25 protein-coding genes and 1 tRNA gene are annotated in these 22,590 nt (G+C 72.1%); 12 read left to right on the top strand and 14 right to left on the bottom strand.

Annotation, left to right across the window (positions count from 1 at the left end):
- Positions 1-65: 65 nt before the first annotated feature.
- From ACIQU4_RS34385 to ACIQU4_RS34425, 9 genes are all read left to right on the top strand, one after another.
- Positions 66-500 carry an Lrp/AsnC family transcriptional regulator gene (locus ACIQU4_RS34385; protein ID WP_030160263.1) on the top strand — a complete coding sequence of 145 codons (435 nt, stop codon included), beginning with the start codon at positions 66-68 and terminating at the stop codon, positions 498-500.
- Positions 497-1,378, top strand: a complete 882-nt coding sequence (locus ACIQU4_RS34390; RefSeq protein WP_403739265.1) for a DUF2797 domain-containing protein — start codon at positions 497-499, stop codon at positions 1,376-1,378. Before ACIQU4_RS34385 ends, ACIQU4_RS34390 begins: the two co-directional genes overlap by 4 nt.
- Positions 1,379-1,462: 84 nt before the next feature.
- The gene (locus ACIQU4_RS34395) at positions 1,463-1,801 is read left to right on the top strand and encodes an antibiotic biosynthesis monooxygenase family protein (RefSeq protein ID WP_403739268.1); all 339 of its coding nucleotides are present in this window, start codon (positions 1,463-1,465) and stop codon (positions 1,799-1,801) included.
- Entirely contained in the window at positions 1,785-2,663 is an 879-nt protein-coding gene (locus tag ACIQU4_RS34400) for an amidohydrolase family protein (RefSeq protein ID WP_403739270.1), read from the top strand. Before ACIQU4_RS34395 ends, ACIQU4_RS34400 begins: the two co-directional genes overlap by 17 nt.
- Positions 2,664-2,749: 86 nt before the next feature.
- The gene (locus ACIQU4_RS34405; RefSeq protein WP_403739274.1) at positions 2,750-3,517 is read left to right on the top strand and encodes a response regulator transcription factor; all 768 of its coding nucleotides are present in this window, start codon (positions 2,750-2,752) and stop codon (positions 3,515-3,517) included.
- A gap of 50 nt (positions 3,518-3,567) precedes the next feature.
- The gene (locus ACIQU4_RS34410; protein ID WP_403739277.1) at positions 3,568-5,151 is read left to right on the top strand and encodes a sensor histidine kinase; all 1,584 of its coding nucleotides are present in this window, start codon (positions 3,568-3,570) and stop codon (positions 5,149-5,151) included.
- Between the two features lie 25 nt (positions 5,152-5,176).
- On the top strand, positions 5,177-6,445 hold the full coding sequence (locus ACIQU4_RS34415) for a glycosyltransferase (protein WP_403739280.1): 1,269 nt from the start codon (positions 5,177-5,179) through the stop codon (positions 6,443-6,445).
- The gene (locus ACIQU4_RS34420; protein ID WP_403739283.1) at positions 6,442-8,691 is read left to right on the top strand and encodes an ArnT family glycosyltransferase; all 2,250 of its coding nucleotides are present in this window, start codon (positions 6,442-6,444) and stop codon (positions 8,689-8,691) included. Before ACIQU4_RS34415 ends, ACIQU4_RS34420 begins: the two co-directional genes overlap by 4 nt.
- 90 nt (positions 8,692-8,781) lie before the next feature.
- Positions 8,782-9,444: a TetR/AcrR family transcriptional regulator gene (locus ACIQU4_RS34425; RefSeq protein WP_403739286.1), complete on the top strand. Its 663-nt coding sequence runs from the start codon at positions 8,782-8,784 to the stop codon at positions 9,442-9,444.
- 91 nt (positions 9,445-9,535) lie between these two features.
- Here ACIQU4_RS34425 and ACIQU4_RS34430 read toward each other — a convergent pair whose 3' ends face one another.
- Both ACIQU4_RS34430 and ACIQU4_RS34435 read right to left on the bottom strand, forming a co-directional pair.
- Positions 9,536-11,185, bottom strand: coding sequence for an MDR family MFS transporter (locus tag ACIQU4_RS34430; protein WP_403739289.1), 1,650 nt, complete (start codon positions 11,183-11,185; stop codon positions 9,536-9,538).
- A 13-nt stretch (positions 11,186-11,198) separates the two neighbouring features.
- A complete protein-coding gene (locus ACIQU4_RS34435; RefSeq protein ID WP_385586854.1) occupies positions 11,199-11,591 on the bottom strand; it encodes a MarR family winged helix-turn-helix transcriptional regulator in 393 nt (130 codons plus the stop codon).
- A gap of 229 nt (positions 11,592-11,820) precedes the next feature.
- Here ACIQU4_RS34435 and ACIQU4_RS34440 point away from each other — a divergent pair, with 229 nt between their 5' ends.
- Positions 11,821-12,054, top strand: a complete 234-nt coding sequence (locus tag ACIQU4_RS34440) for a hypothetical protein (protein ID WP_385586838.1) — start codon at positions 11,821-11,823, stop codon at positions 12,052-12,054.
- 13 nt (positions 12,055-12,067) lie between these two features.
- Here the strand turns inward: ACIQU4_RS34440 and ACIQU4_RS34445 are convergent, their stop codons facing one another.
- The 10 genes from ACIQU4_RS34445 to ACIQU4_RS34490 form a co-directional block, all read right to left on the bottom strand.
- Positions 12,068-12,304: a hypothetical protein gene (locus tag ACIQU4_RS34445; RefSeq protein WP_403739290.1), complete on the bottom strand. Its 237-nt coding sequence runs from the start codon at positions 12,302-12,304 to the stop codon at positions 12,068-12,070.
- A 524-nt stretch (positions 12,305-12,828) separates the two neighbouring features.
- Entirely contained in the window at positions 12,829-13,695 is an 867-nt protein-coding gene (locus ACIQU4_RS34450; RefSeq protein ID WP_385586843.1) for an RNA polymerase sigma factor SigF, read from the bottom strand.
- A 220-nt stretch (positions 13,696-13,915) separates the two neighbouring features.
- The gene (locus ACIQU4_RS34455) at positions 13,916-14,758 is read right to left on the bottom strand and encodes an RNA polymerase sigma factor SigF (protein ID WP_403739293.1); all 843 of its coding nucleotides are present in this window, start codon (positions 14,756-14,758) and stop codon (positions 13,916-13,918) included.
- Between the two features lie 219 nt (positions 14,759-14,977).
- Positions 14,978-15,139 carry a hypothetical protein gene (locus ACIQU4_RS34460; RefSeq protein ID WP_159046037.1) on the bottom strand — a complete coding sequence of 54 codons (162 nt, stop codon included), beginning with the start codon at positions 15,137-15,139 and terminating at the stop codon, positions 14,978-14,980.
- Between the two features lie 348 nt (positions 15,140-15,487).
- Positions 15,488-15,775, bottom strand: coding sequence for a hypothetical protein (locus ACIQU4_RS34465; protein ID WP_403739296.1), 288 nt, complete (start codon positions 15,773-15,775; stop codon positions 15,488-15,490).
- A 141-nt stretch (positions 15,776-15,916) separates the two neighbouring features.
- Positions 15,917-16,001, bottom strand: a tRNA-Ser gene (locus ACIQU4_RS34470).
- Positions 16,002-16,069: 68 nt separating this feature from the next.
- Complete coding sequence (tadA, locus tag ACIQU4_RS34475) at positions 16,070-16,561, bottom strand: tRNA adenosine(34) deaminase TadA (RefSeq protein ID WP_403739299.1); 492 nt, start codon at positions 16,559-16,561, stop codon at positions 16,070-16,072.
- Complete coding sequence (locus ACIQU4_RS34480; protein ID WP_403739302.1) at positions 16,561-17,106, bottom strand: hypothetical protein; 546 nt, start codon at positions 17,104-17,106, stop codon at positions 16,561-16,563. Before ACIQU4_RS34480 ends, tadA begins: the two co-directional genes overlap by 1 nt.
- Before the next feature lie 349 nt (positions 17,107-17,455).
- On the bottom strand, positions 17,456-17,650 hold the full coding sequence (locus ACIQU4_RS34485) for a hypothetical protein (RefSeq protein ID WP_387283583.1): 195 nt from the start codon (positions 17,648-17,650) through the stop codon (positions 17,456-17,458).
- Between the two features lie 119 nt (positions 17,651-17,769).
- A complete protein-coding gene (locus ACIQU4_RS34490) occupies positions 17,770-18,744 on the bottom strand; it encodes a universal stress protein (protein WP_403739305.1) in 975 nt (324 codons plus the stop codon).
- A gap of 246 nt (positions 18,745-18,990) precedes the next feature.
- On the opposite strand from ACIQU4_RS34490, the gene upp reads away from it, so the two are divergent.
- Entirely contained in the window at positions 18,991-19,626 is a 636-nt protein-coding gene (gene upp, locus ACIQU4_RS34495; protein ID WP_403739308.1) for a uracil phosphoribosyltransferase, read from the top strand.
- Between the two features lie 79 nt (positions 19,627-19,705).
- Here the strand turns inward: upp and ACIQU4_RS34500 are convergent, their stop codons facing one another.
- Together ACIQU4_RS34500 and ACIQU4_RS34505 are read right to left on the bottom strand one after the other, a co-directional pair.
- Positions 19,706-20,368 (bottom strand): LytR C-terminal domain-containing protein, encoded by a 663-nt coding sequence (locus ACIQU4_RS34500; protein ID WP_403739310.1) that lies wholly within the window; start codon positions 20,366-20,368, stop codon positions 19,706-19,708.
- 227 nt (positions 20,369-20,595) lie between these two features.
- Positions 20,596-20,895, bottom strand: coding sequence for a type II toxin-antitoxin system VapB family antitoxin (locus tag ACIQU4_RS34505; protein ID WP_030160221.1), 300 nt, complete (start codon positions 20,893-20,895; stop codon positions 20,596-20,598).
- Positions 20,896-20,983: 88 nt separating this feature from the next.
- Between ACIQU4_RS34505 and ACIQU4_RS34510 the strand changes: the two genes are divergently transcribed.
- Positions 20,984-22,564, top strand: coding sequence for a helicase HerA-like domain-containing protein (locus tag ACIQU4_RS34510; RefSeq protein WP_403739315.1), 1,581 nt, complete (start codon positions 20,984-20,986; stop codon positions 22,562-22,564).
- Positions 22,565-22,590: the final 26 nt, after the last annotated feature.

Below are 22,590 nucleotides of genomic sequence, written 5' to 3' on the forward strand. Positions count from 1 at the left end.
GGTGACATTGCAGGATCCTGTACCGTCAGCGCAAGGGATTCCAGGGGATGTGGGAGGAAGATCGCGTGGACGACATCGACCGGGCGCTCGTCCTGCGCTTGCAGCAGGACGCGGGCCAGTCGTACGCCGCCCTCGGCGCCGCCGTGGGGCTGTCGGCCGGGGCCACCCACGAGCGCGTACGCAAGCTGCGCGAGCGCGGGGTCATCCGGCGCACCACGGTCGAGGTGGATCCCGCGGCCGTCGGGAGCGGGGTACTCGCGTACGTGATGGTCGACTCCAACGCCTGGATGGGGGATTCGAAGGCGGCCTTCGAGGCGATCGCCGAGATCCAGGAGGCGCACATCATCGCGGGGAGCGCCTCGGTCCTGGTGAAGGTGCGCACGGCCACGACCGGGCAGCTCCAGGACGTCCTGCGCCGCCTCTACGCCATCGACGGCGTCAGCGGTACGCACGCGACCGTCGTGCTGGAGACCTTCTTCGAGCGGCCCCTCCCGCTGTGACCTGGCGGTGCACCGGGATCCGGTGGCATGACGGCCTCCCCTCCATCGGGTGGTGCGCCGAGGGGCGCGGTGAGCGCAGCAGCCCGCTCGCGTACGGGCAACGGCTGGCGTTCGCGGCCCGCGGGGAGCGGCACTGCCTCGGAGTGCGGCGGGCCGGGAAGCGGACGCCGTGCCCCACGGGCGCGACCGTGCCCGGCCGGGCCGCGAACGCCCAGTGTCCCGAATGCGCCCGCCTGGACCGGTCGTTCTCGGTGGCCGCCGACACCAACGCCGCCGATCCGCGCACCTATCGCGTCTACCTGGCCTGGTTCGGGCCCGAGATGGTCAAGGTCGGCATCACCGCCGAGGAGCGCGGCCCGGCCCGGCTGCTGGAGCAGGGGGCGGTGACCTGGACCTGGCTGGGGCGGGGGCCGCTGATGGCCACCCGCCGCACCGAGGAGCTGCTGCGGGCCGCCCTCGGGGTGCCGGACCGGATCGCGTACGCCCGCAAGCGCGCCGTAAGGGGCCACCTGCCGGCGGCGGCCGACCGGGCCCGGGAGGTCGCCGAGCTGCACGCCCGGGCCGCGGCCCTGCCGGGGTGGCCGGAGTCGCTGGAGCGGCTGGAGTGCGAAACCGCCGATCACGCCGGGCCGTTCGGGCTGGACGGGCTGCCCGCCCCCGCGCGGGTGGTCACCGCGATGGTCCCCGGCGGGGCCGTCGTGGGCCGGCTCGCCGGCGCGGCCGGTCCCGATCTGCACTTCGAGGACGGGCTCGTGGTGGACACCCGGCTGCTCGCCGGCTGGGAGCTCACCGCCCCCGCCGCGGACGACACGACCGCCGTGCCCGTCGCCGAACTGCCGCCGCTCGCCGCCCCCGGCGGGCAGGACGGGCTGTTCTGACCAAGGTCAAAACTTGGATCCCTTTGGGCTCCCGGGCCCCTTTCCGGTGGACATGCCGGGGGCCCGCCGCCGAGGGTGGTGGACATGAGCATCCAGCCCGTACCCGCTTTCGAACCGCCCTACGTGATGGCGGTTTTCAGCAATGTCCGCACCCCTGACGACACCGGATACCCGGAAGTCCTCGACCGGATGAACGAGATCGTGACCGCGAACCCGGGCTTCCTCGGCTACGAGTCCGCCCGCACCCCCGGCGGCCTCGGCATCACCGTCGCCTATTTCCGCGACCACGAGTCCCTCACCGAGTGGCGGCAGGACCTGGAGCACCAGGCGGCCATGAAGAAGGGCCGCGCCGACTGGTACGAGAGCTACACCCTGCACGTCGCGACCGTCGAGCGGAGCCACGGCTTTGCCCGCAACGGCTGACGCGGTCCGCGCCTTCCGGGAGCGGCTCGGGCTGCCCGGACTGGTGGACGTCCACACGCACTTCATGCCCGAGCGGGTCCTGGCGAAGGTGTGGGACTACTTCGACGCGTTCGGACCGCTGAACGGCGTCGAGTGGCCCATCACCTACCGGCACGAGGAGGAGCAGCGGGTGGCGCTCCTGCGGGAGTTCGGGGTCCGGGCCTTCACGTCCATGCTCTACCCGCACAAGCCGGCGATGGCCGCCTGGCTCAACTCCTGGTCCGCCGACTTCGCCGCCCGTACCCCCGACTGCCTGCACACCGCGACCTTCTTCCCCGAGGACGGGGCCGAGGCCTACGTACGGCAGGCCGTCGAGGCCGGGGCCCGGGTCTTCAAGGCGCACCTCCAGGTCGGCGGGTACGACCCGAACGACGAGCGGCTCGACCCGGTCTGGGGGCTGCTCTCCGAGGCGGGCATCCCGACAGTGATCCACTGCGGGTCGGGGCCGGTCCCGGCCAAGCACACGGGCCCCGAGCCGGTCGCCCGACTGCTGGCCCGCCACCCCCGGCTGCCCTTGATCGTCGCGCACATGGGCATGCCCGAGTACGCCGACTTCCTGGACCTCGCCGACCGGTACGCCGCGGTGCGCCTCGACACCACCATGGCCTTCACCGACTTCTCCGAGCGGTTCCGCGGCTTCCCGCAGGCAGAGCGCGGGCGGCTCGTGGACCTCGGCGACCGGATCCTGCTCGGCACCGATTTCCCGAACATTCCCTACCCGTACGAGCACCAGCTGGAGGCCCTGGAACGGCTCGGCCTCGGCGACGACTGGCTGCGCGCGGTCTGCCACGACAACGGAGCCCGGCTGTTCCGCCTGGTCTGAGGGGCCGCCGGGCGGCGCCGGGGTTTCTCAGGGAATTCACAGGTAGGGACAAGAACGCTCTCAGAGGCCGCGGCCAGCGTGGTCGCATGACTGCGACGACCACCTCCCATGCGTCCACGTCCACCAGCAACCCGACGGCCCTCGTCCGGCCCGACGGCGGCCCCTGCCGGGTCCTCGTCGTCGACGACGAGGCCTCGCTCTCGGAGCTGCTCTCCATGGCCCTGCGCTACGAGGGCTGCGAAGTCCGCAGCGCGGGCGACGGGGCCGGCGCGGTCCGGGCCGCGCGGGAGTTCCGGCCGGACGTCGTGGTCCTCGACATCATGCTGCCCGACATGGACGGACTCGCCGTCCTCGGACAGCTGCGCCGGGAGATTCCGCAGCTCCCGGTGCTCTTCCTGACCGCCAAGGACTCCGTCGAGGACCGCATCGCGGGCCTGACGGCGGGCGGCGACGACTACGTCACCAAGCCGTTCAGCCTGGAGGAGGTCGTGGCCCGGCTGCGCGGACTGGTCCGCCGCTCGGGCGCGGCGCAGGCCGCCCGCGGGGGATCCGTCCTGGCCGTCGGCGATCTGCGGCTCGACGAGGACAGCCACGAGGTGTCCCGGGGCGGCCGGGAGATCCACCTGACCGCCACGGAGTTCGAGCTGCTGCGCTACCTGATGCGCAACCCGCGGCGCGTGCTGAGCAAGGTGCAGATCCTGGACCGGGTGTGGTCGTACGACTTCGGCGGCCAGGCCAACGTCGTCGAGCTGTACATCTCCTACCTGCGGCGCAAGCTGGAGAGCGGCCCCGGCCTCCCGTCGATGATCCACACCCGGCGCGGCGCCGGCTACCTGATCAAGCCGGCCGAGTAGTGGCCTTCCGCCTGCCCCGGCCGGTTCGCGCCTTCCGCCCGCCCCGCCTCTTGCGCCCGGTCCGCACCTGGTCCCTGCGGGCCCGGCTCGTCGTCTCGGCGGTGGCGCTGATCGCCGTGGTGGGCACGGCCATCGGAGCCGTCACCACCCTCGCGCTACGCTCGTACCTGGTCGACAAGCTCGACGACCAGCTGAGGGTCTCCGTCGAGATGGGCACCCGCAAGCCCCTCGGGGAGAAGGCGATCCGCGAGAAGGACGACAAGTTCGTCCTGGCCCCCGGGTCCCCGCTGGGCGCCGCCGGGATCCGGCTCCTCGCCGACGGCACGGTCGCCAGCACGGCACGCAGCGCCGCCATCGGCGGGCCCGGGTACGACCACATCCAGCGCCTGACCGAGGCCCAGACCGCGGCCCTGGCCCGAGCCGCCGGCAAGGCCGCCGCACACCGCATGCCCGGCCCCGTGGATCTGGACCTGTCGGACCTCGGTGCGTACCGGGTGCTCACCGCTCCGGACGGGAGCCTCGTCCTCGGCTTCCCGCTCGCCGAGGTCGACTCCACCGTGAGCACGCTGATCGCCGTGGAGGTCTTCGTCACCCTCGCCGGACTGATCGCGGCCTCCCTCGCCGGACAGGCCCTGGTCGGGGTCGCCCTGCGCCCGCTGCGCCGGGTGGCGGCCACCGCGACCCGCGTCTCCGAACTCCCCCTGCACAGCGGCGAACCCGCCCTCCACGAGCGGGTCCCGGAGGCCGAGGCCGACCCCCGTACCGAGGTGGGCCAGGTCGGCGCCGCCCTCAACCGGATGCTGGGGCACGTCTCCTCCGCCCTCACGGCCCGCCAGCAGAGCGAGACCCGGGTCCGGCAGTTCGTCGCGGACGCCAGCCACGAACTGCGCACTCCCCTCGCCTCCATCCGCGGGTACGCCGAACTGACCCGCCGGGGACGGGAGGAGCCCGGTCCCGACACCCGGCACGCCCTGGGCCGCATCGAGTCCGAGGCGACCCGGATGACCGGACTCGTCGAGGACCTGCTGCTGCTCGCCCGGCTCGACGCCGGCCGCCCGCTCAGCTCGGCCGACACCGACCTCGCCCCGCTCGTCGTCGACGCCGTCAGCGATGCCCGGGCCGCCGGACCCGAGCACCACTGGCGCCTTGAGCTGCCCGACGAGCCCGCGCCGATCCGCGCCGACCCGGCCCGGATCCAGCAGGTCCTGGTCAACCTGCTCGCCAACGCCCGCACGCACACCCCGCCCGGCACCACCGTGACCGCCCATGTTTCACGTGAAACATCCGCCGTCCGGCTGCGGATCGAGGACGACGGGCCCGGTATCCCGCCCGCCCTGCTCCCCCACGTCTTCGAACGGTTCGCCCGCGGCGACGCGTCCCGCTCCCGGGCCGCGGGCTCCACCGGCCTGGGGCTGGCCATCGTCGAGGCCGTCGTGACGGCGCACGGCGGCCAGGTGGACGTACGGAGCGAGCCGGGGCGCACCCGCTTCGAGGTCCTGCTTCCGCTCGCCCCGGACCAGACCCCGAAGACGGGCCCCCGGTCGGCCCCCCGGAGGGACTCACGGGCGGACCCGCCGACGGACTCACAGACGGGGCACTCACAGACGGGGCACAGGCTCACCACACAGCGGTGACAGCCCGGCCGGAGAGGGTCGGTACATGCGAACCGACACCTCCTCCGGCGCCCTTCCGGCACGGGCGCACCTCGCGCCCGTGCCCGGCGAGCCCGTACTCGACGTGGTGATCCCGGTCTTCAACGAGGAGAAGGACCTCGGCCCGTGCGTGCGCCGGCTCCACGACCACCTCACCCGTACGTTCCCGTACCCGTTCCGCATCACGATCGCCGACAACGCGAGCACCGACCGCACCCCCGAGGTCGCGGCCGCCCTCGCCGCCGCCGTCGACGGCGTACGCAGCACCCGGCTGGAGGAGAAGGGCCGCGGCCGCGCCCTGCGGACCGTCTGGTCCCGCTCCGAGGCGCCCGTCCTCGCGTACATGGACGTGGACCTGTCCACCGACCTCAACGCGCTGCTGCCGCTGGTCGCCCCGCTCATCTCCGGGCACTCCGACCTCGCCATCGGCACGCGCCTCGCCCGCTCCTCGCGCGTGGTGCGCGGTGCCAAGCGGGAGTTCGTCTCCCGCGCCTACAACCTGCTCCTGCGCTCCTCCCTCGCCGCCCGCTTCAGCGATGCCCAGTGCGGGTTCAAGGCCATCCGGCGGGAGGTCGCGGAGCGGCTGCTGCCGCTGGTGGAGGACTCGGGCTGGTTCTTCGACACCGAGCTGCTGGTGCTCGCCGAACGGGCCGGGCTGCGGATCCACGAGGTGCCGGTGGACTGGGTGGACGACCCTGACTCCACCGTCCACATCGTCAGCACCGCCACCGAGGACCTCAAGGGCATGTGGCGGGTGGGCCGGGCCCTGGCCGTCGGCGCACTGCCGCTCGACCGGCTCGCCCGCCCCTTCGGCGACGACCCGCGCGACCGCAGCGCCCTGCCCGGAGTGCCGCGCGGGCTGGCCCGCCAGCTCCTCGGCTTCTGCGTCATCGGGGTGCTGTCCACGCTCGCCTACCTCGCCCTGTACTCCCTCTTCCGGCTCGGCGCCGGACCGCAGCTCGCCAACGCCGGCGCCCTGCTGGTCTCCGCCGTCGCCAACACGGCCGCCAACCGCCGGCTCACCTTCGGGGTCCGCGGCCGCGACCGGGCCGTGCGCCACCAGGCCCAGGGCCTCGTCGTGTTCGGAGTCGGACTGGCCCTGACCAGCGGATCGCTCGCCGCCCTCGGCGCCGCCACCGCCGATCCCTCCCACAGCACCGAACTGGCCGTACTGATCACGGCCAACCTCGCCGCGACCGTGCTGAGGTTCCTGCTCTTCCGCGCCTGGGTCTTCCCCGAGCGGCGAGCCACTCCCGCGAAGGACGACAACCGATGACCACCGCCGTACCATCCATGGACTCCCCGTTCCCCGAACGGGCCCCGACCGTCCCGACCGCGCAGCCCGCGCCGAGTGCCACCACCGGTACCGCGACCGCAGGGCGCCCCGGCTGGGAGCGGCCCGCGTACGTGGCGCTCCTGCTGGCCACCGCCGTCCTGCTGCTGTGGAACCTGGGAGCCAACGGCTACGCCAACTCCTTCTACTCCGCCGCGGTCCAGGCGGGCAGCGAGAGCTGGAAGGCCTTCTTCTTCGGCTCCTCCGACGCCGGGAACTCCATCACCGTCGACAAGCCCCCGGCCGCCCTGTGGCCCATGGCCCTGTCCGTCCGGCTGTTCGGGCTCGGCGGCTGGCAGATCCTCGTCCCGCAGGCCCTGATGGGCGTCGGCACCACCGCCGTGCTCTACGCCGCCGTGCGCCGCCAGTTCGGGCCCGCGGCCGCACTGCTCAGCGGCACGGTCTTCGCGCTCACCCCGGTCGCCGCGCTGATGTTCCGCTTCAACAACCCGGACGCGCTGCTCACCCTGCTGCTGACCGTCACCGTCTACTGCGTCCTGCGCGCCCTCGACGGCGCCCACACCAAGTGGCTCGTCTGGGCGGGCGTCGCGGTCGGCCTCGCCTTCCTGACCAAGACCCTCCAGGCCTTCGTCATCCTGCCGCCGCTCGCCCTCGTGTACGCGGTCTGCGCGCCGGCCCGGCTGCGCCGCCGACTCGGTCAACTGCTGCTCGCCGGAGCCGCCATGGTCGTGGCCGGCGGCTGGTGGGTGGCGATCGTGGAACTCTGGCCCGCGTCCTCCCGCCCGTACATCGGCGGCTCGCAGAACAACTCCTTCCTGGAGCTCACCCTCGGCTACAACGGCCTCGGCCGGATCAGCGGCAACGAGACCGGCAGCGTCGGCGGCGGTGCCCGCCCCGGTGGTGGCGGAGGGGGCGGGGGCTGGGGAGAGACCGGCATCGACCGGTTGTTCTCGGCCAACATCGGCGGACAGATCTCCTGGCTGCTTCCGGCGGCCCTCGTCATGCTCGTCGCCGGACTCGTGATCACCTGGCGGGCCAGCCGGGCCGCCGACTCCCTGGAGGGCATGGCCCGGGCGGCGTTCCTGGTGTGGGGCGGCGCCCTGCTGATCACGGCGCTCGTCTTCAGCTACATGCAGGGCATCTTCCACGAGTACTACACCGTGGCGCTGGCGCCGTTCGTGGCCGCGCTGGTCGGCATGGGCGCGGCCATGCTGTGGGAGGAGCGGGGCAGCAAGACCGCCGCGCTCACCCTGTCCGGAACCCTCGCCCTGACCGCGTGGTGGTCGTACGTACTGCTCGGCCGCTCCACCGGATACCTGCCGTGGCTGCGCTGGACCGTCCTCGTGGCCGGCCTCCTCGCGGCCGCCGGGCTGCTGCTCGGCGCCCGGCTCGGCCGCCGGTTCGCGCTGGGCGCGGCGGGGCTCGGGCTGGCGGCCGCGCTGGCCGGTCCGCTCGCGTACTGCCTGACGACGGTGGACTCCACGCGCGGCGGGTCGATCGTGACGGCCGGACCCGCGGTCTCGGGCGGCCGGGGCGGAATGGGCATGGGCATGCGCTTCGGCGGCGGTGAACTCCCGCCGGGCATGGCCCCGCAGGGTGCGCAACAGGGCGGCCCGCAGCAGGGGCAGCAGGGCGGCGGTCAGCAGGGCGGGCCCCGGCAGTTCCCCGGCGGCCAGGGCTTCCCGGGCGGTCAGGGCTTCCCCGGCGGCCAGGGGGCCGTCGGTGGGCGCGGTGCACGCGGGACGGAGAACTCCGCGGGCGGCCCCGGTGGCGGCGGCTTCGGTGGCCTGCTGGGCGGTACGAAGGCCAGTAAGGAGGCCACGGCGGCCCTGCGCGAGGACGCGGGGAAGTACACCTGGGCGGCAGCCGCCGTCGGCGCGCAGAACGCGGCGAGCTACCAGCTGGCCTCGGGCGAGCCGGTCATGCCGCTCGGCGGGTTCAACGGCAGCGACCCGTCCCCGACGCTGGCCCGGTTCCAGGAGTACGTGCGCTCCGGCAAGATCCACTACTTCATCGGCGAGGGCGCCCGCGCCGGCGGCGAGGGGCAGGCCGGGCAGGCCGGGCAGGCCGGGCAGGCCGGGCGCGGCGGCCAGGGCGGTGGCCCGGGCGGCGGCACCAGCAGCGCCATCACGAGCTGGATCCAGGCCAACTACCGGTCCACGACGGTCGGTGGCGCCACCCTCTACGACCTGACCGCCCCCCTGAACGGCACGTCCGCCCCGTCCTGAACCTGCCGAAACGCGAGAGGCACCCTCTAGCATCAAGTGGGCGGACCGGGCATTCCGGGCTGATCCAGCTGTTGTGAGGAGGGTGCCTCCATGGTGACCGCGGCCGATCCCGGCGATACCCGGACCAGCGTGTGGCTGGCCCCCGGGCACACCGCACCCGCCAGGCGCCGCAGTGAGGCGCCCTCCGGCCTCGACCGGGACCGGATCACCGGAGCCACCGTCCGGCTGCTCGACGCCGAAGGGCTGGCCCGGTTCTCGATGCGGCGGCTCGCGGCCGGGCTCGGGGTCACCGCGATGTCCCTGTACTGGTACGTCGACACCAAGCACGATCTGCTCGAACTCGCCTTGGACCGGGCCCTGGGCGAGCTCCCGCTGTCCCGCACCGCCCCGGCCGGGCCGGTCGCTCAGGTCGCCCCGGTGCACGAGGGCTGGGCCGGCCGGCTGCGGTCGCTGGCCTGCGGCTACCGGCGGCTGCTGGCGGAGCACCCGTGGGTGGCGCCGCTGACCGCCGCGTACCCGAACATCGGCCCGCACGCGCGGGCCTTCGACTCCGCCCTGCAGAGGGTGCTCGATGCCACGGGTCTGGCGGGTGGCGGCCGGACCGGCGCGCACCTGGCGGTGTCGCAGTTCCTGCACGGCTGCGGGGGCGCCGCCCGGCGGGCGCCCGACGGGGACTTCGTCCTCGCACTCGACGTCCTGATCGCGGGCATCGAGGTGCAGGCCGCCGCCCGGCCGGCCCGGCCGGGGGCGTAGAAAACCCCCACCGGGAGCCGCTCCCGGGGGAGGGGCAGCCCGACGGGGGTCTGCGGGTACCGCTCGGTGTCGCTATTCCGCTGAAGCGTCGCTATTCGGCCGGGGCCGTCGCCACGGATGCCGACGCCGTCGGGGCGTGGGCGGCCGGCTTGGACTTCAGCGCGACCTCCTTGATGAACACCACCAGGACGAGCGCGAGCAGCGCGAACGGCGCCGCGTAGAGGAAGACGTCACCGACGCCGTGCCCGTACGCGGACTCGACGACCGTGCGGAACGGCGCGGGCAGCTTGTCGAGGTCGGGGATCCCGCCGCCGGCGGTGCCGCCGTGGCCCATCGCCGCCGCCTTCGGGCCGAGTGCGGCCAGCCCGTCCTTGACGTAGTGGGTGACCCGGTTGGCCATGACCGCGCCGAGCGCCGAGACGCCCATGGCGCCGCCGAGCGAGCGGAAGAAGGTGACGACCGAGCTGGCCGAGCCCAGGTCCTCGGGGGCCACCTGGTTCTGCGTGGCGAGGACGAGGTTCTGCATCATCATGCCGAGACCGAGGCCGGTCAGCGCCATGTAGATCGCGATGTGCCAGTACGGGGTGTCGTACCGCAGGGTGCCCAGCAGTCCGAGGCCGGCGCTCAGGAGGACGCCGCCGGAGACGAGCCAGGCCTTCCACTTGCCGGTCTTGGTGATCACCTGACCGGAAACCGTGGAGGAGACGAAGAGCCCGCCGATCATCGGAATCGTGAGGATTCCGGACATCGTGGGGGACTCGTTGCGGGCCAACTGGAAGAACTGGCTGAAAAACACCGTGCCCGAGAACATCGCGATGCCGACGAACATCGAGGCGGCCGAGGCGAGGGTGATGGTCTTGTTGCGGAACAGGCGCAGCGGGATGATCGGGTCGCTCGCCTTGGACTCGACGAGGATGAAGAGCAGGCCGAGTACGAGGGCGCCGCCGGTCATCGCCGCGGTGGTCCAGGAGATCCAGTCGTACGAGGCGCCGGCCTGCGTGACCCAGATCAGGATCAGGGAAACGGCCCCGCTGATCAGGAACGCGCCGAGCCAGTCGACCTTGACGTCGCGGCGGACGACCGGGAGGTGCAGGGTCCGCTGGAGGACGATCAGGGCGATGATCGCGAACGGCACGCCGACGTAGAAGCACCAGCGCCAGCCGAGCCACGAGGTGTCGGTGATGACGCCGCCGAGCAGCGGGCCGCCGACGGTGGCGACGGCGAAGACCGCGCCGAGGTAGCCGCTGTACCGGCCGCGCTCGCGCGGCGAGATCATCGCGGCCATCACGATCTGGGCGAGGGCGGAGAGGCCGCCGACGCCGATGCCCTGGACGACGCGGCAGGCGATCAGCATGCCGGTGTTCTGGGACAGGCCCGCGACCACCGAGCCGAGGACGTAGATCACCAGGGATATCTGGACCAGCAGCTTCTTGCTGAAGAGGTCGGACAGCTTGCCCCAGAGCGGGGTCGCGGCGGTCATCGACAGCAGGGCGGCCGTGACGACCCAGGTGTACGAGGACTGCGTGCCGCCGAGGTCGCTGATGATCTGGGGCAGGGCGTTGGAGACGATCGTGGACGACAGGATCGCCACGAACATGCCGAGCATCAGCCCGGACAGCGCCTTCATGATCTGCGGGTGGGTCATGGGGGCGGGGGAGCCGGAGCCGGGGGTGGACGCGGGGTCGGACGTGGTCTCCGACCGGCTGCCTCCCTGCACACCGGTGGGTGCGGTGGTCGCCATGTGGTTCCTTTGTCTAGAAGCTCGATCGGAGCCGGGTGAGCAAGGTGTTGAGTACGTCGATGTCGTGCGGGGACCAGTCGGCCAGGGCCTTTTCCAGCGCGTCGGTGTAGCGGGCGCCGAGCTCGGCGAGGAGGGCGTGGCCGGCCGGGGTGAGCCGCAGGATGCGGCAGCGGCCGTCGCCGGGGTCGATGTCGCGGGTGATCCACCCGCGGTCGGCGACGTGGGCCACGTGGCGGCTGGTCACCGAGATGTCGATGGCCATGAGGTCGGCGAGGCGGCTGAGCCGCATTTCGCCGTGGCGGTCGAGCAGGGTGAGGACGGCGGCGGAGCCGGGCGGGCAGTCCGGGGGGAGCCGGCGGGCCAGGTCGCGCTTGACGGCGCCGATGCCGGTGAGCTGGCGGGCCAGTTCTTCGTAGCGGCTGGTGGGGGTGTGCGCCGCGTACGGCGCCGGTGGTGCAGGTGTCGCAGGTGATGCGGGTGACGCTTGCAGCGTCTGGGCTTCGGCGGTCATGGGGCTCCCTCCCCTCCTCATGTTGTTGCTTAGGGCAACCATAGAAGCGATTGGTTGCTACAGGCAAATGAATAGGGGGGTGGGGGCGGTAAAGGAATCGGAAAACCCGCTAGGGTCCTGAGGCATGGCTGCGAACCACAACTCACAGGGACCCGAGGGCAACTACGACCCCGCGGGCAGCACTCAGATGTTCCGGGCTTTCGTCGAAGAGGCCGCGCCGGCCGGGCCGGGGCCGGTGGCTCCCGGGTCTCGGCGGCGGCAGGCCGCGCAGGGCTCGGGGTCGAAGACCGGGCTGTGGCTGGGGGTCGGTATCGCCGCCCTGGTACTGATCGGGGTGGTGGCCTGGCTGGCCCTGTAGGGGCTTCGGGCCCTTACGTCCAGGTCGCCGTGGCCTTCTGGGTTTCCGTGTGCATGCCCAGGGGGACTCGCCAGGACTCGACGCAGACCGTGTAGGTCTGCGTCTTCGCCGCGCCCCCGGGAATGGGGGCGGGGAGGGGCTGGGTCGTGGTGATCGTGGCCCAGTCGATGCCCAGCGCGCCGATGATGTGCGTCGAGAACGTGACCGTGCCGGACGTGGCTGGTTTCGTTCCCGTGTTGGTGAACGCCACCGTGACCTTCTCGCACCAGCGGTCCGCCGCCGGGGTGCGCGTCGGCGGGCTCAGGGTCAGGCTCGCCGGCGTGCCCGGGGCCGTCGTCCCGGGTGTCGTCCCCGGTGTCGTCCCGGGGCCGGGTGCGGGGGGTCGTGGGGTGGGCGGGGCCTGCGCCGGCGGGGGCTGGGGCGGCTGTGCGGTCCCGGGCGGGGAGCTTGGGGATCCGCCCTGGGCGGAGGCCGCAGGGCTCCTCGGGTCCGGGGTACCGGGCGGCGTACTCCTCGTCGAGGGAGGGGAGCCGTCACTCAGCTGTTGGAGCTCCACCGGTGACTGCGGCGCCACGTTGTCGCCCGCCCGGCGTTCCGGGCCCGGGGCCACGGCGCCCGCGGCTGCGTAGCCGTCACGTGCCGGGCCGCCGCATCCCGTCAGGCATGCGGCGGCCAGAGAGCAGCACAGGGCGATGAGGGTGAGCGTTCGGCGGTCCACTCGCATCGCCGTAGTTTTACTGACCCTGCGTCAGGTGGGAACCCTTTTGCGTGCGGCTACTCGCCGATCAGGCCCACCCGCAGCTGTGCCAGCGTGCGCGTCAGCAGCCGGGAGACGTGCATCTGGGAGATGCCGACCTCCTCGCCGATCTGCGACTGCGTCATGTTCGCGAAGAACCGCAGCATGATGATCTGCCGTTCCCGGGGCGGGAGTTTGGCGAGCAGCGGCTTCAGCGACTCGCGGTACTCGACGCCCTCCAGCGCGGTGTCCTCGTACCCGAGCCGGTCCGCGAGCGAGCCCTCGCCGCCCTCGTCCTCGGGAGAGGGCGAGTCGAGCGAGGAGGCGGTGTACGCGTTGCCCACGGCGAGGCCGTCGACGACGTCCTCCTCCGACACCCCGAGTACGGCGGCCAGTTCCGGCACCGTCGGGGAGCGGTCGAGCTTCTGGGCGAGCTCGTCGCTGGCCTTGGTGAGGGCGAGGCGCAGCTCCTGGAGGCGGCGCGGGACGCGCACGGACCAGGAGGTGTCCCTAAAGAATCGTTTGATCTCGCCCACGACGGTCGGCATCGCGAACGTCGGGAACTCCACGCCGCGTTCGCAGTCGAACCGGTCGATCGCCTTGATCAGGCCGATCGTGCCGACCTGGACGATGTCCTCCATCGGCTCGTTGCGGCTGCGGAAACGGGCCGCCGCGTACCGCACCAGGGGCAGGTTCAGCTCGATCAGGGTGTCGCGTACGTACGCCCGTTCGGGGCTGTCCGCGTCCAGGGCGGCAAGTCGCTGGAAGAGGGAGCGGGAGAGGGTGCGGGTGTCGATGGCTTCCGAGCGGACAGGCGCTGCAGGCGCAACAGGCGCTGCAAGTGCTGCCGGCGCTGCGCTCTTTTCGAGCGTGAGCACCTTGGAGCTGCCCTGGTCTACGGACATGCCACCCCCTTGAGGTCGCGGACGGTCGCGTACGGCGCGCCCGTCGGAGGAACGCAGCCTCCACCTGAATACCGGAGGCGGGGCTGCGGCAAACGCGGTTCCAGCAGAATGTCACATGTCGGCAACACGCTGTAGCGCCAAGTCGACATATATCTCCAGCGACAGAGCGGAATGAGCCCGTTCTGTGGGGAAACGGCGGAGCGGGCTCCACCCGTTCCAGCTATGCCTCGATCCTGTTTGCGGATCGGAGCCGGGCGAAGCTGCGGGCGAGCAGTCGCGAGACGTGCATCTGGGACACGCCGAGCTCCGCGCTGATCTGGGACTGCGTCAGATTGTTGTAGTACCGCAGGAGCAGGATCCTTTGTTCACGCTCGGGCAGCTGTACGAGGAGGTGGCGGACGAGGTCGCGGTGCTCGACCCCGGCCAGCTCCGGGTCCTCGTAGCCGAGGCGGTCCAGCAGCCCCGGCAGCCCGTCGCCCTCCTGGGCGGCCTCCAGCGAGGTGGCGTGGTAGCTGCGGCCGGCCTCGATGCAGGACAGCACCTCGTCCTCGGTGATCCGCAGCCGCTCGGCGATCTCGGGCGTGGTGGGCGTGCGCCCGTGCAGGGTGGTGAGGTCCTCGGTCGCCGCGTTCACCTGGACCCACAGCTCGTGGAGCCGGCGCGGCACGTGGACGGTGCGGACGTTGTCGCGGAAATACCGCTTGATCTCGCCCACGACGGTCGGCATGGCGAACGTCGGGAACTGCACCCCGCGGTCCGGGTCGAACCGGTCGATCGCGTTGATGAGGCCGATCGTGCCGACCTGGACCACGTCCTCCATCGGCTCGTTGCGGCTGCGGAAGCGGGCGGCCGCGTACCGGACGAGCGGAAGGTTCGCCTCGATGAGGGCCCCGCGCACCCGGTGGTGCTCGCCCGTACCCGGCTGAAGGCCCTTCAGCTGCCCGAACAGGACCTGGGTGAGGGCCCGGGTGTCCGCGCCCCGGCTCTGCGGTCTCGGGGGCGCTGGAGGCTCCTCGGGGGGCTCCTGCTGGGGTGGCACCTGAGGCGCAGTACTGGCCGGCACGGTCACGCCACCCCTTCATGTCAACTCATCCGTCAAAAGCGGTCATAGCATCACAAGACATGTGCACTGTGTGCAAGCACCGTATATCGCCGTGTTGAGGGCAAGTTGGGCATAATGGGGTGTTTTGGGTGAGGGTATTGCGGGACGCGGGGACGCGAAAGCCCCCCACCCGTCGGAGTGGGGGGCCGGTCGTTCGGAAGGCCGCGTCAGCGTACGGGTTCAGCGAACCAATTCGGTCATGAACGCGCCGATGCCGTGGGCCGCGTCCGATATCCCCTGGAAGCCTATTTTGACGATGTCGGCCGCTTTGACCGGCTGGGTGATGATCACGAAGAGCACGAACACGACGAGCCCACCCATGATCATCTTCTTGGTGTCCACGAGCGGTGTCGGCCTCCCCAACCGGTCCTGCAAAGTCCGGTGAGTCTATCCGTTTGTCTTCGGACACTCACCAGGCCTTTATGGACCAATGGCCCGGCGGTCCGGGTCCTTTGCCGCAGCGCGGGAGGGCGGGGGTGGAGCAGTATTGAAGACGAGCCCACCGGTTCTGGCAGGAAATCGGTGGGTGAGGGACAGGGCCTCACTGCGGGGTCCGAGCCGCAAGCTTCCCCCTGACTGCGGTTCGGACTGGCAGGTTCCGTCCTCGTCGGGGGAAGTGGCTTGTCCCCCCGATGCCACTTCCCCCGCCCGTACGTCGAAGGCCCCGACCCCGGTCGGGGCCTTCTTCGGCTACTGGATGGCGCCGAGCAGGCCCAGGACCGGCTCCGCGGGGGCGATCACGGGTGCCAGGTCGTTCGGCAGCTCCGTCAGCCGGCCGAGCTTGTCCAGCTCGTTGAGCTTCCCGCCGATCTCCTGGACGGAACCGGGCGTGGCCCCCTGCGGCATGCCCGGGGCCGCCTGCGGCAGGTCCGGGAGGGTGATCGGAGCCATGGGGGCGGCGGAGGCGGCGGGAGCGGCGAGGCCCGCGGCGGCCCCCGCGAGGGCGAAGGCGGCGAGCATGCGCTGGGTCTTGGTCATGCCGTGACAACGGCCGAACGGGGCACCGGTCACGCGGACGTCATCCGTAAAGACGCGTCGGGATGCGTACGGACATGACCCGGGCGAGCCGGGAAAACGCCGAGAGCCCCGTCCCTTGCGGGGCGGGGCTCTCGAACGAAGCGGTAGTGGAGGGATTTGAACCCCCGATGGGTTGCCCCATACTCGCTTTCGAGGCGAGCTCCTTCGGCCACTCGGACACACTACCGAGATGGATCCTAGCCTAAGGTCCCGCATCAAATGAAATCGGCCCCTGAGGAGTGCCCCAGGGGTCCCTCAGCGGTCGCGGAAGAAGTCCGTCAGCTGCCGCGCGCACTCCTGCGCGAGCACGCCGCGGATCACCTCCGGGCGGTGGTTGAGCCTGCGGTCCCGTACGAGGTCCCAGAGCGACCCCGCGGCACCCGCCTTCTCGTCGTCGGCGCCGTAGACGACCCGGGCCACCCGCGACTGCACGAGCGCGCCCGCGCACATCACGCACGGCTCCAGGGTCACCACGAGGGTGCACCCCGGAAGCCGCCATTCCCCGAGCCGGGCGGCCGCCCGGCGCAGCGCCAGCACCTCGGCGTGCGCCGTGGGGTCGTTGGTGGCCTCGCGCTCGTTGTACCCGGTGGCGAGGAGCTCCCCGTCCGGGCCCAGCACGACGGCGCCGACCGGCACGTCGCCGGCCGGCACCGCCCGGGCGGCCTCCTGGAGCGCCAGGCGCATGGAGTCCCGCCACGGGTCCCGTACGGGATCGGGGCCGTGCGAGGGGTGGTGCGTGGTGATCACTAGCGGACGGCCTCCAGCACCTCGGTGGCGCCGAGGGACTCGGCGATCTCCGAGAGGGCGTCCCCGTCGAGGGTCATCAGTTGTTTGTTGCTGACGCCGAGGTCGTCCAGCAGCCGGGGGTCGCCGAGCGGGCCGGCGGGTACCGGTTCAGCGCCGGGCGAGTCCTCCTCGTCCTCGTCGTCGGCATCGGTGAACGCGGCGATCGTGTCCTCCTCGCCGTCCTCGGTGCCGTCCAGGTCCAGTTCGTCGAGTTCGTCGTCCTCCTCGTCGCTGCCCAGCAGCTCGTCGGTCAGCATCGAGCCGTAGGAGCTGCGGGAGGCCGCGGAGGCGTTCGATACGTAGTACCGCGGGTCCTCCTCGCCGTCCACGCGGACGACGCCGAACCAGGCGTCCTCCTGCTCGATGAGGGCGACCACCGTGTCGTCGTCGACAGCGGCGGCACGGGCGAGATCGATCAGATCACTGAGGGACTCGACGTCGTCGAGTTCCATGTCGCTCGCTTCCCACCCGTCTTCGGTGCGCGCGAGCAGTGCGGCGAAATACACCGTGACTCTCCCACTGGTCATAGGCGTGCCGGTTGGAGGTCCCCCCGGCCGGAGGTGGGGAGGGTTGGAACGGCTGTCCTGCTCGCCGTTTCGTACCCCGCCCAATCGGCATCGTGGCAGAAAGCGCGGCTTTGCGAGAGGTCTTCGGCGCTTGCGTCGTTCCGCGCCGTGCGCTCAGCGGGTTGTACGGGGGCTGCCGCGGCGCGCTGCGGCGGCCTCGCGGCACGCACGGGATCCCGGCCGGCTCCTCGGCGCGGCGCCGTCCGGTGCCTGCGCGCCGAGGGGGTGCCGGGGGTGCCGGGGGGTGCCGGGGGCCGAGGGGTGCCGGACGGTGTCGGGCTGCGGGCGGTCACCAGCGGAACGTGCGCATGCGCATCTGCTGGCGCATGCGGGCCGCGCGGGCGCGGCGGGGCTGGACGCGGTCGCGCAGGGCCTGCGCCTCCATCAGGTCGCGCAGGAACTGCGCGCGGCGCGCTCTGCGCTGCGCCGCCGTCTCCGGCTGCTGCGGCGCGTCGTTCTCTCGGCTCGGCTGCGTGTCGGGCATCCGCCACCACCCCGGCTGGTCCGGTCGTCCTCCTCCGCCGGCGCGAAGCAGACCCCCCGCACCCCACCTTCCCCCGGATGGGGCGATTGATGCCACCCCTTCGCAGCTCAGAAGGGTTGCTACGCGTCGTCCGACAGCGTCGGGACCACCGCCACCGGGCCGTGCGCGTGGTGGAGCACCGCGTGGGCCACCGAGCCGATCATCAGGGACCCGACGCTGCGCCGCGGGTGGTGGCGGCCCACCACCACCAGGGCCGCCGACCGGGAGGCCGTCACCAGCCGCTCCGCCGCGTCGCCCGGGACCGCCGCCTGCTCCACCGGCACCTGCGGCCACCGCTCCCGGAACGGCTCCAGCCGCTCCGTCTGGGAGCGCAGCATCTCCCGCTCCGCCGGCACCGCGTCCCCGTCGTCGGCCAGGCCCTCCGGCGGGATCACCTGGAAGGGGCTGTCCACCACCATGTTCGGCGCCGGCGGGATCGCGTACGCCGAGACCACCTGGACGGTGGTCCCCCGTGCGGCCGCTTCCGCGAAGGCGAAGGCCACCACGTCGTCCGCCGTCTCCGCGGCGTGCAGGCCGAGCACCACCCGCCCCACGGATGGCCCGGACCCGGACCCGGACCCGGCATGGGCACCCGTACCGGCATCGGCCCCGGCGCTGCGCGCCGCGTGCGGGACCACCACCACCGGGCACGCCGCCGAGGAGGCCACGGCGCGGCTGTTCGAGCCGAGCAGCAGGGCCGCGAAGCCGCCGTGGCCCCGGGAGCCCATCACCAGCATCCGGGCCTCCTCCCCCGACACCCGCAGGGCCTCCGGCACGGAGCCCTCCAGCGACTCGTACCGCACCTCGGCCGGCAGTTCGGCGGCCCCGGCGAGGATGTCTCGTACGCGCTCGCCGACGGGGTCGGCGTACTGCTCCGGCTGCGAGGGGTCGGCGAGGGAGGAGCGGCGCGCCGCGTACAACTGGGCGCTGTCGGGCAGCACGTGCGCGACCACGAGCCCGGCGGCGTGCCGGAGCGCCTCGGTCCGCGCCCATTCCAGCGCTCTGAGGCTGTCCTCGGATCCGTCGACCGCCGCGACCACCGGTGCGTTGCTCATCCGTCCAGCGTGCTGGGCGCCCGGGCGGGTCGCATCCGCAGGACATCCGCCGGGCACCGCAGCACAACCGCAGCACAACCGCAGGGCAGCCGGAGCGGATCCGGGGCGGATCCGCGGGCGCGGCTGCCGGTTCGGACGCACGGGGGTGCGCGCACCGCGTAGCCTTTTGACCGTGGGTCGCGAAAAAGTGCGGCCGTTTTTGCAGGTCGCAGGTCGAAACCCGGCAGCTGAGCCTTGGAGGATGTTGTGCGTTTGCAGGTCGTCGATCACCCCTTGGTGGCGCACAAACTGACCACCCTGCGCGACAAGCGCACCGACTCCCCCACCTTCCGTCGGCTCGCCGACGAGCTGGTGACCCTCCTCGCGTACGAGGCCACCCGCGACGTGCGCACCGAGCAGGCCGACATCGTCACGCCCGTCGGCCCGACCACCGGCGTGAAGCTCTCCTACCCGCGCCCGCTGGTCGTGCCGATCCTGCGCGCCGGCCTCGGCATGCTGGACGGCATGATGCGGCTGCTGCCGACCGCCGAGGTGGGCTTCATGGGCATGGTCCGCAACGAGGAGACCCTGGAGGCCTCCACGTACGCGACGCGCATGCCGGAGGACCTCTCCGGGCGGCAGGTCTACGTCGTCGACCCGATGCTCGCCACCGGCGGCACGCTCGTCGCGGCGATCCAGGAACTGATCAAGCGCGGGGCCGACGACGTCACCGCCGTGGTGCTGCTGGCCGCGCCCGAGGGCGTCGAGGTCATGGAGCGCGATCTCGCGGGTACCCCGGTGACGGTCGTGACGGCCGCGGTGGACGAGCGGCTCAACGAGCACGGCTACATCGTTCCGGGCCTGGGCGACGCGGGCGACCGCATGTACGGCTCGGCCGAGTAGGAGCCGCCGCCGGCGCTGACGCCGGCATCGAACAGCCGGCCGCCTCTTTCCGAGGCGGCCGGCTGTTTCGCGTTCGGCTTCAGCAGGTCTTGGCGGGCGCGGGCTGCGGGTTGGCCAGCAGGTACAGCTCCTTGTCCGCCGCCTCCTTCGGACTGAGCTCCTTGAAGGCGTCGCCGAGGATCAGGTCGATGTCCGCGCCCTCGCGGGCGTCGGTCTGCTGCGTATCGCCTTCGAGCTGGGTGCCCAGTACGGAGAAGGCCGCCTTGTCGGTCTTGGGCGAGCCGAGCAGTATCCCCGTACCGGGGACCTTCTTGTCGAAGTCGGCGGGCGCGTTGCCGACCTTGCCGACCGTGAAGCCGCGCTTCTTCAGCTCGTCGCCGACCGCCTTGGCGAGCCCGGCGCGCGGGGTCGCGTTGTAGACGTTGACCGTGATCTCGCCGGGCTGGGGCAGGGCCACGGCCGGCTTGGCGGCGGCGGGGCTGGCGGCTGCCGCGGCGCCCGCCCTGGGCTTCGGGGTGGCGCAGTCCTTGCCCGCGGCGGCCTGGTGTTTGCCGCTGCCGCCCTCACCGCGGAACACGTTCATGAGCTGCACGGATCCATAGCCGAGCAGGGCGAGACCGAGGACTGCTCCGAGCACGGTGAAGACGATCCTGCGGCGTCGCCGCGGTCGCCTCATGCGGGGGTAGGCCGCTCCCGTGACGCGGTACTTTCCGCCCATGCCGGGGGGAGTGAGCATGCTCATGGGCGCAGCGTAATACCGCCCGCCTGCGATGCCCACCAAATGATCTGTTGATAGGGCAAGACCGACCCGAAAGGCGCAATTCTGACGAACCGGAAGCCCAAGTTAGAGCCCGAGCGGGAGTCGGCGGGAGCCGTTCGCACGTCCGTCTACGGCGTGTCCCGGCTGATCCCCGGCCTGCCCCCCGGCCGTTCCCGGCCGTTCCCGGCTGTTCCCGGCCGTTCCCCGGCTCAGTAGTCCATTTCGAGGACGCGCGCGTGCAGCACCTGGCGCTGCTGCAGGGCCGCGCGCACGGCGCGGTGCAGCCCGTCCTCCAGGTACAGGTCGCCCTGCCACTTCACGACGTGGGCGAAGAGGTCCCCGTAGAACGTCGAGTCCTCGGCGAGCAGCGTTTCGAGGTCCAGCTGCCCCTTGGTCGTCACCAACTGGTCGAGCCGGACCGGGCGCGGGGCGACATCCGCCCACTGCCGGGTGGTTTCCCTGCCGTGGTCGGGGTACGGCCGCCCGTTTCCGATGCGCTTGAAGATCACACGGAAAGCCTACCGGGCCGGTGCCTGCGGGCGCAGCCTTGCCAAGCCGGTGCAAAAGTGACATGTAGGGCTATTTCGGGAGTGATGTATGAGCGAGAGCACCGACCCCGCGTCCCCGGCCGACCAGATCGCCGCCGGGTACGCCTTCACCGGACCCGCGCTCGAACTGGGTGCCCTGCTCTGGGACGGCACCTGTCTGCCCGAGCGGCAGATCCGCATCCCGCTGTCGATGCTCAACCGCCACGGCCTGGTCGCGGGCGCCACTGGCACCGGCAAGACGAAGACCCTCCAGCTCATCGCCGAGCAGCTGTCGGCGGGCGGTGTCCCGGTGTTCCTCGCCGACATCAAGGGGGACGTGTCCGGGATCTCGGTGCCGGGCACGGCCAACGAGAAGGTCGGGGAACGGGCGAAGGAAGTCGCCCAGCAGTGGGAGGGGACCGGATTCCCGAGCGAGTTCTATTCGCTGGGCGGGATCGGACCGGGCATTCCGGTACGGGCCACCGTGACTGCTTTCGGCCCGGTGCTCATGTCGAAGGTGCTCCAGCTCAACCAGACCCAGGAGCAGTCCCTCGGCCTGATCTTCCACTACGCCGACACCAAGGGACTGGAGCTGATCGACCTCAAGGACCTGCGGGCGGTCGTCGCCTTCCTCGTCTCCGACCAGGGGAAAGTCGAGCTCAAGGGCATCGGCGGGCTGTCCACGGTGACGGCGGGGGTGATCCTGCGCGCCCTGACCGCCTTCGAGCAGCAGGGCGCCTCCGAGTTCTTCGGCGAGCCGGAATTCGACACCGGCGAATTCCTGCGGACGGCGGCCGACGGGCGCGGGCTGGTCTCCGTACTGGAACTCCCTGCGGTCCAGGACAAGCCGCAGCTCTTCTCCACCTTCCTGATGTGGCTGCTGGCCGACCTCTACGGCGACCTGCCGGAAGTCGGGGACCTGGAGCGGCCGAAGCTCGTCTTCTTCTTCGACGAGGCCCACCTGCTGTTCAACGGCGCCTCGAAGGCCTTCCTGGAGTCCATCACCCAGACCGTGCGGCTGATCCGCTCTAAGGGCATCGGCGTCTTCTTCGTGACGCAGACCCCCAAGGACGTGCCGGCGGACGTGCTCGCGCAGCTCGGCAACCGGGTGCAGCACGCGCTGCGCGCCTTCACCCCGGACGACGCGAAGGCGCTGAAGGCCACCGTGAAGACCTTCCCGAACTCCCCGTACGACCTGGAGGAGCTGCTGACCCAGCTCGGCACGGGCGAGGCGGTGATCACCGTACTCAGCGAGAAGGGCGCCCCGACCCCGGTGGCGGCCACCCGGCTGCGCGCCCCGCAGTCGCTGATGGGCCCGATCGACGCGGCCGCCCTCGACGCGGCGGTGAAGTCCTCGCTCCTCTATGCGCGGTACGCGGAGCCGGTCGACCGCGAGTCGGCGTACGAGAAGATCAGCGCCGAGCAGGCTGCGGCCGAGGCGGCGGCGGAGGCGGCCGCGGCCGGGGCGGCGGCCGAGAAGCAGGCCAAGGAGGCCGCGAAGACGGCGCGCAGCGCCCCGAAGCCGGATCCGTCGCTCGCTCAGCAGGTGGTGGGGAGCGGGCTGTTCCGCTCGCTGGCCCGGTCGGTCGGGACCCAGTTGGGGCGGGAGATCTCGCGGTCGCTCTTCGGGACGGCGAAGCGGCGCAGGTGAGGGTCGAGGCCGCCTCCGGCGTGCCG

This window comes from Streptomyces sp. NPDC090741 (assembly GCF_044769045.1).
In the GTDB taxonomy this organism is placed as follows: Bacteria; Actinomycetota; Actinomycetes; order Streptomycetales; family Streptomycetaceae; genus Streptomyces.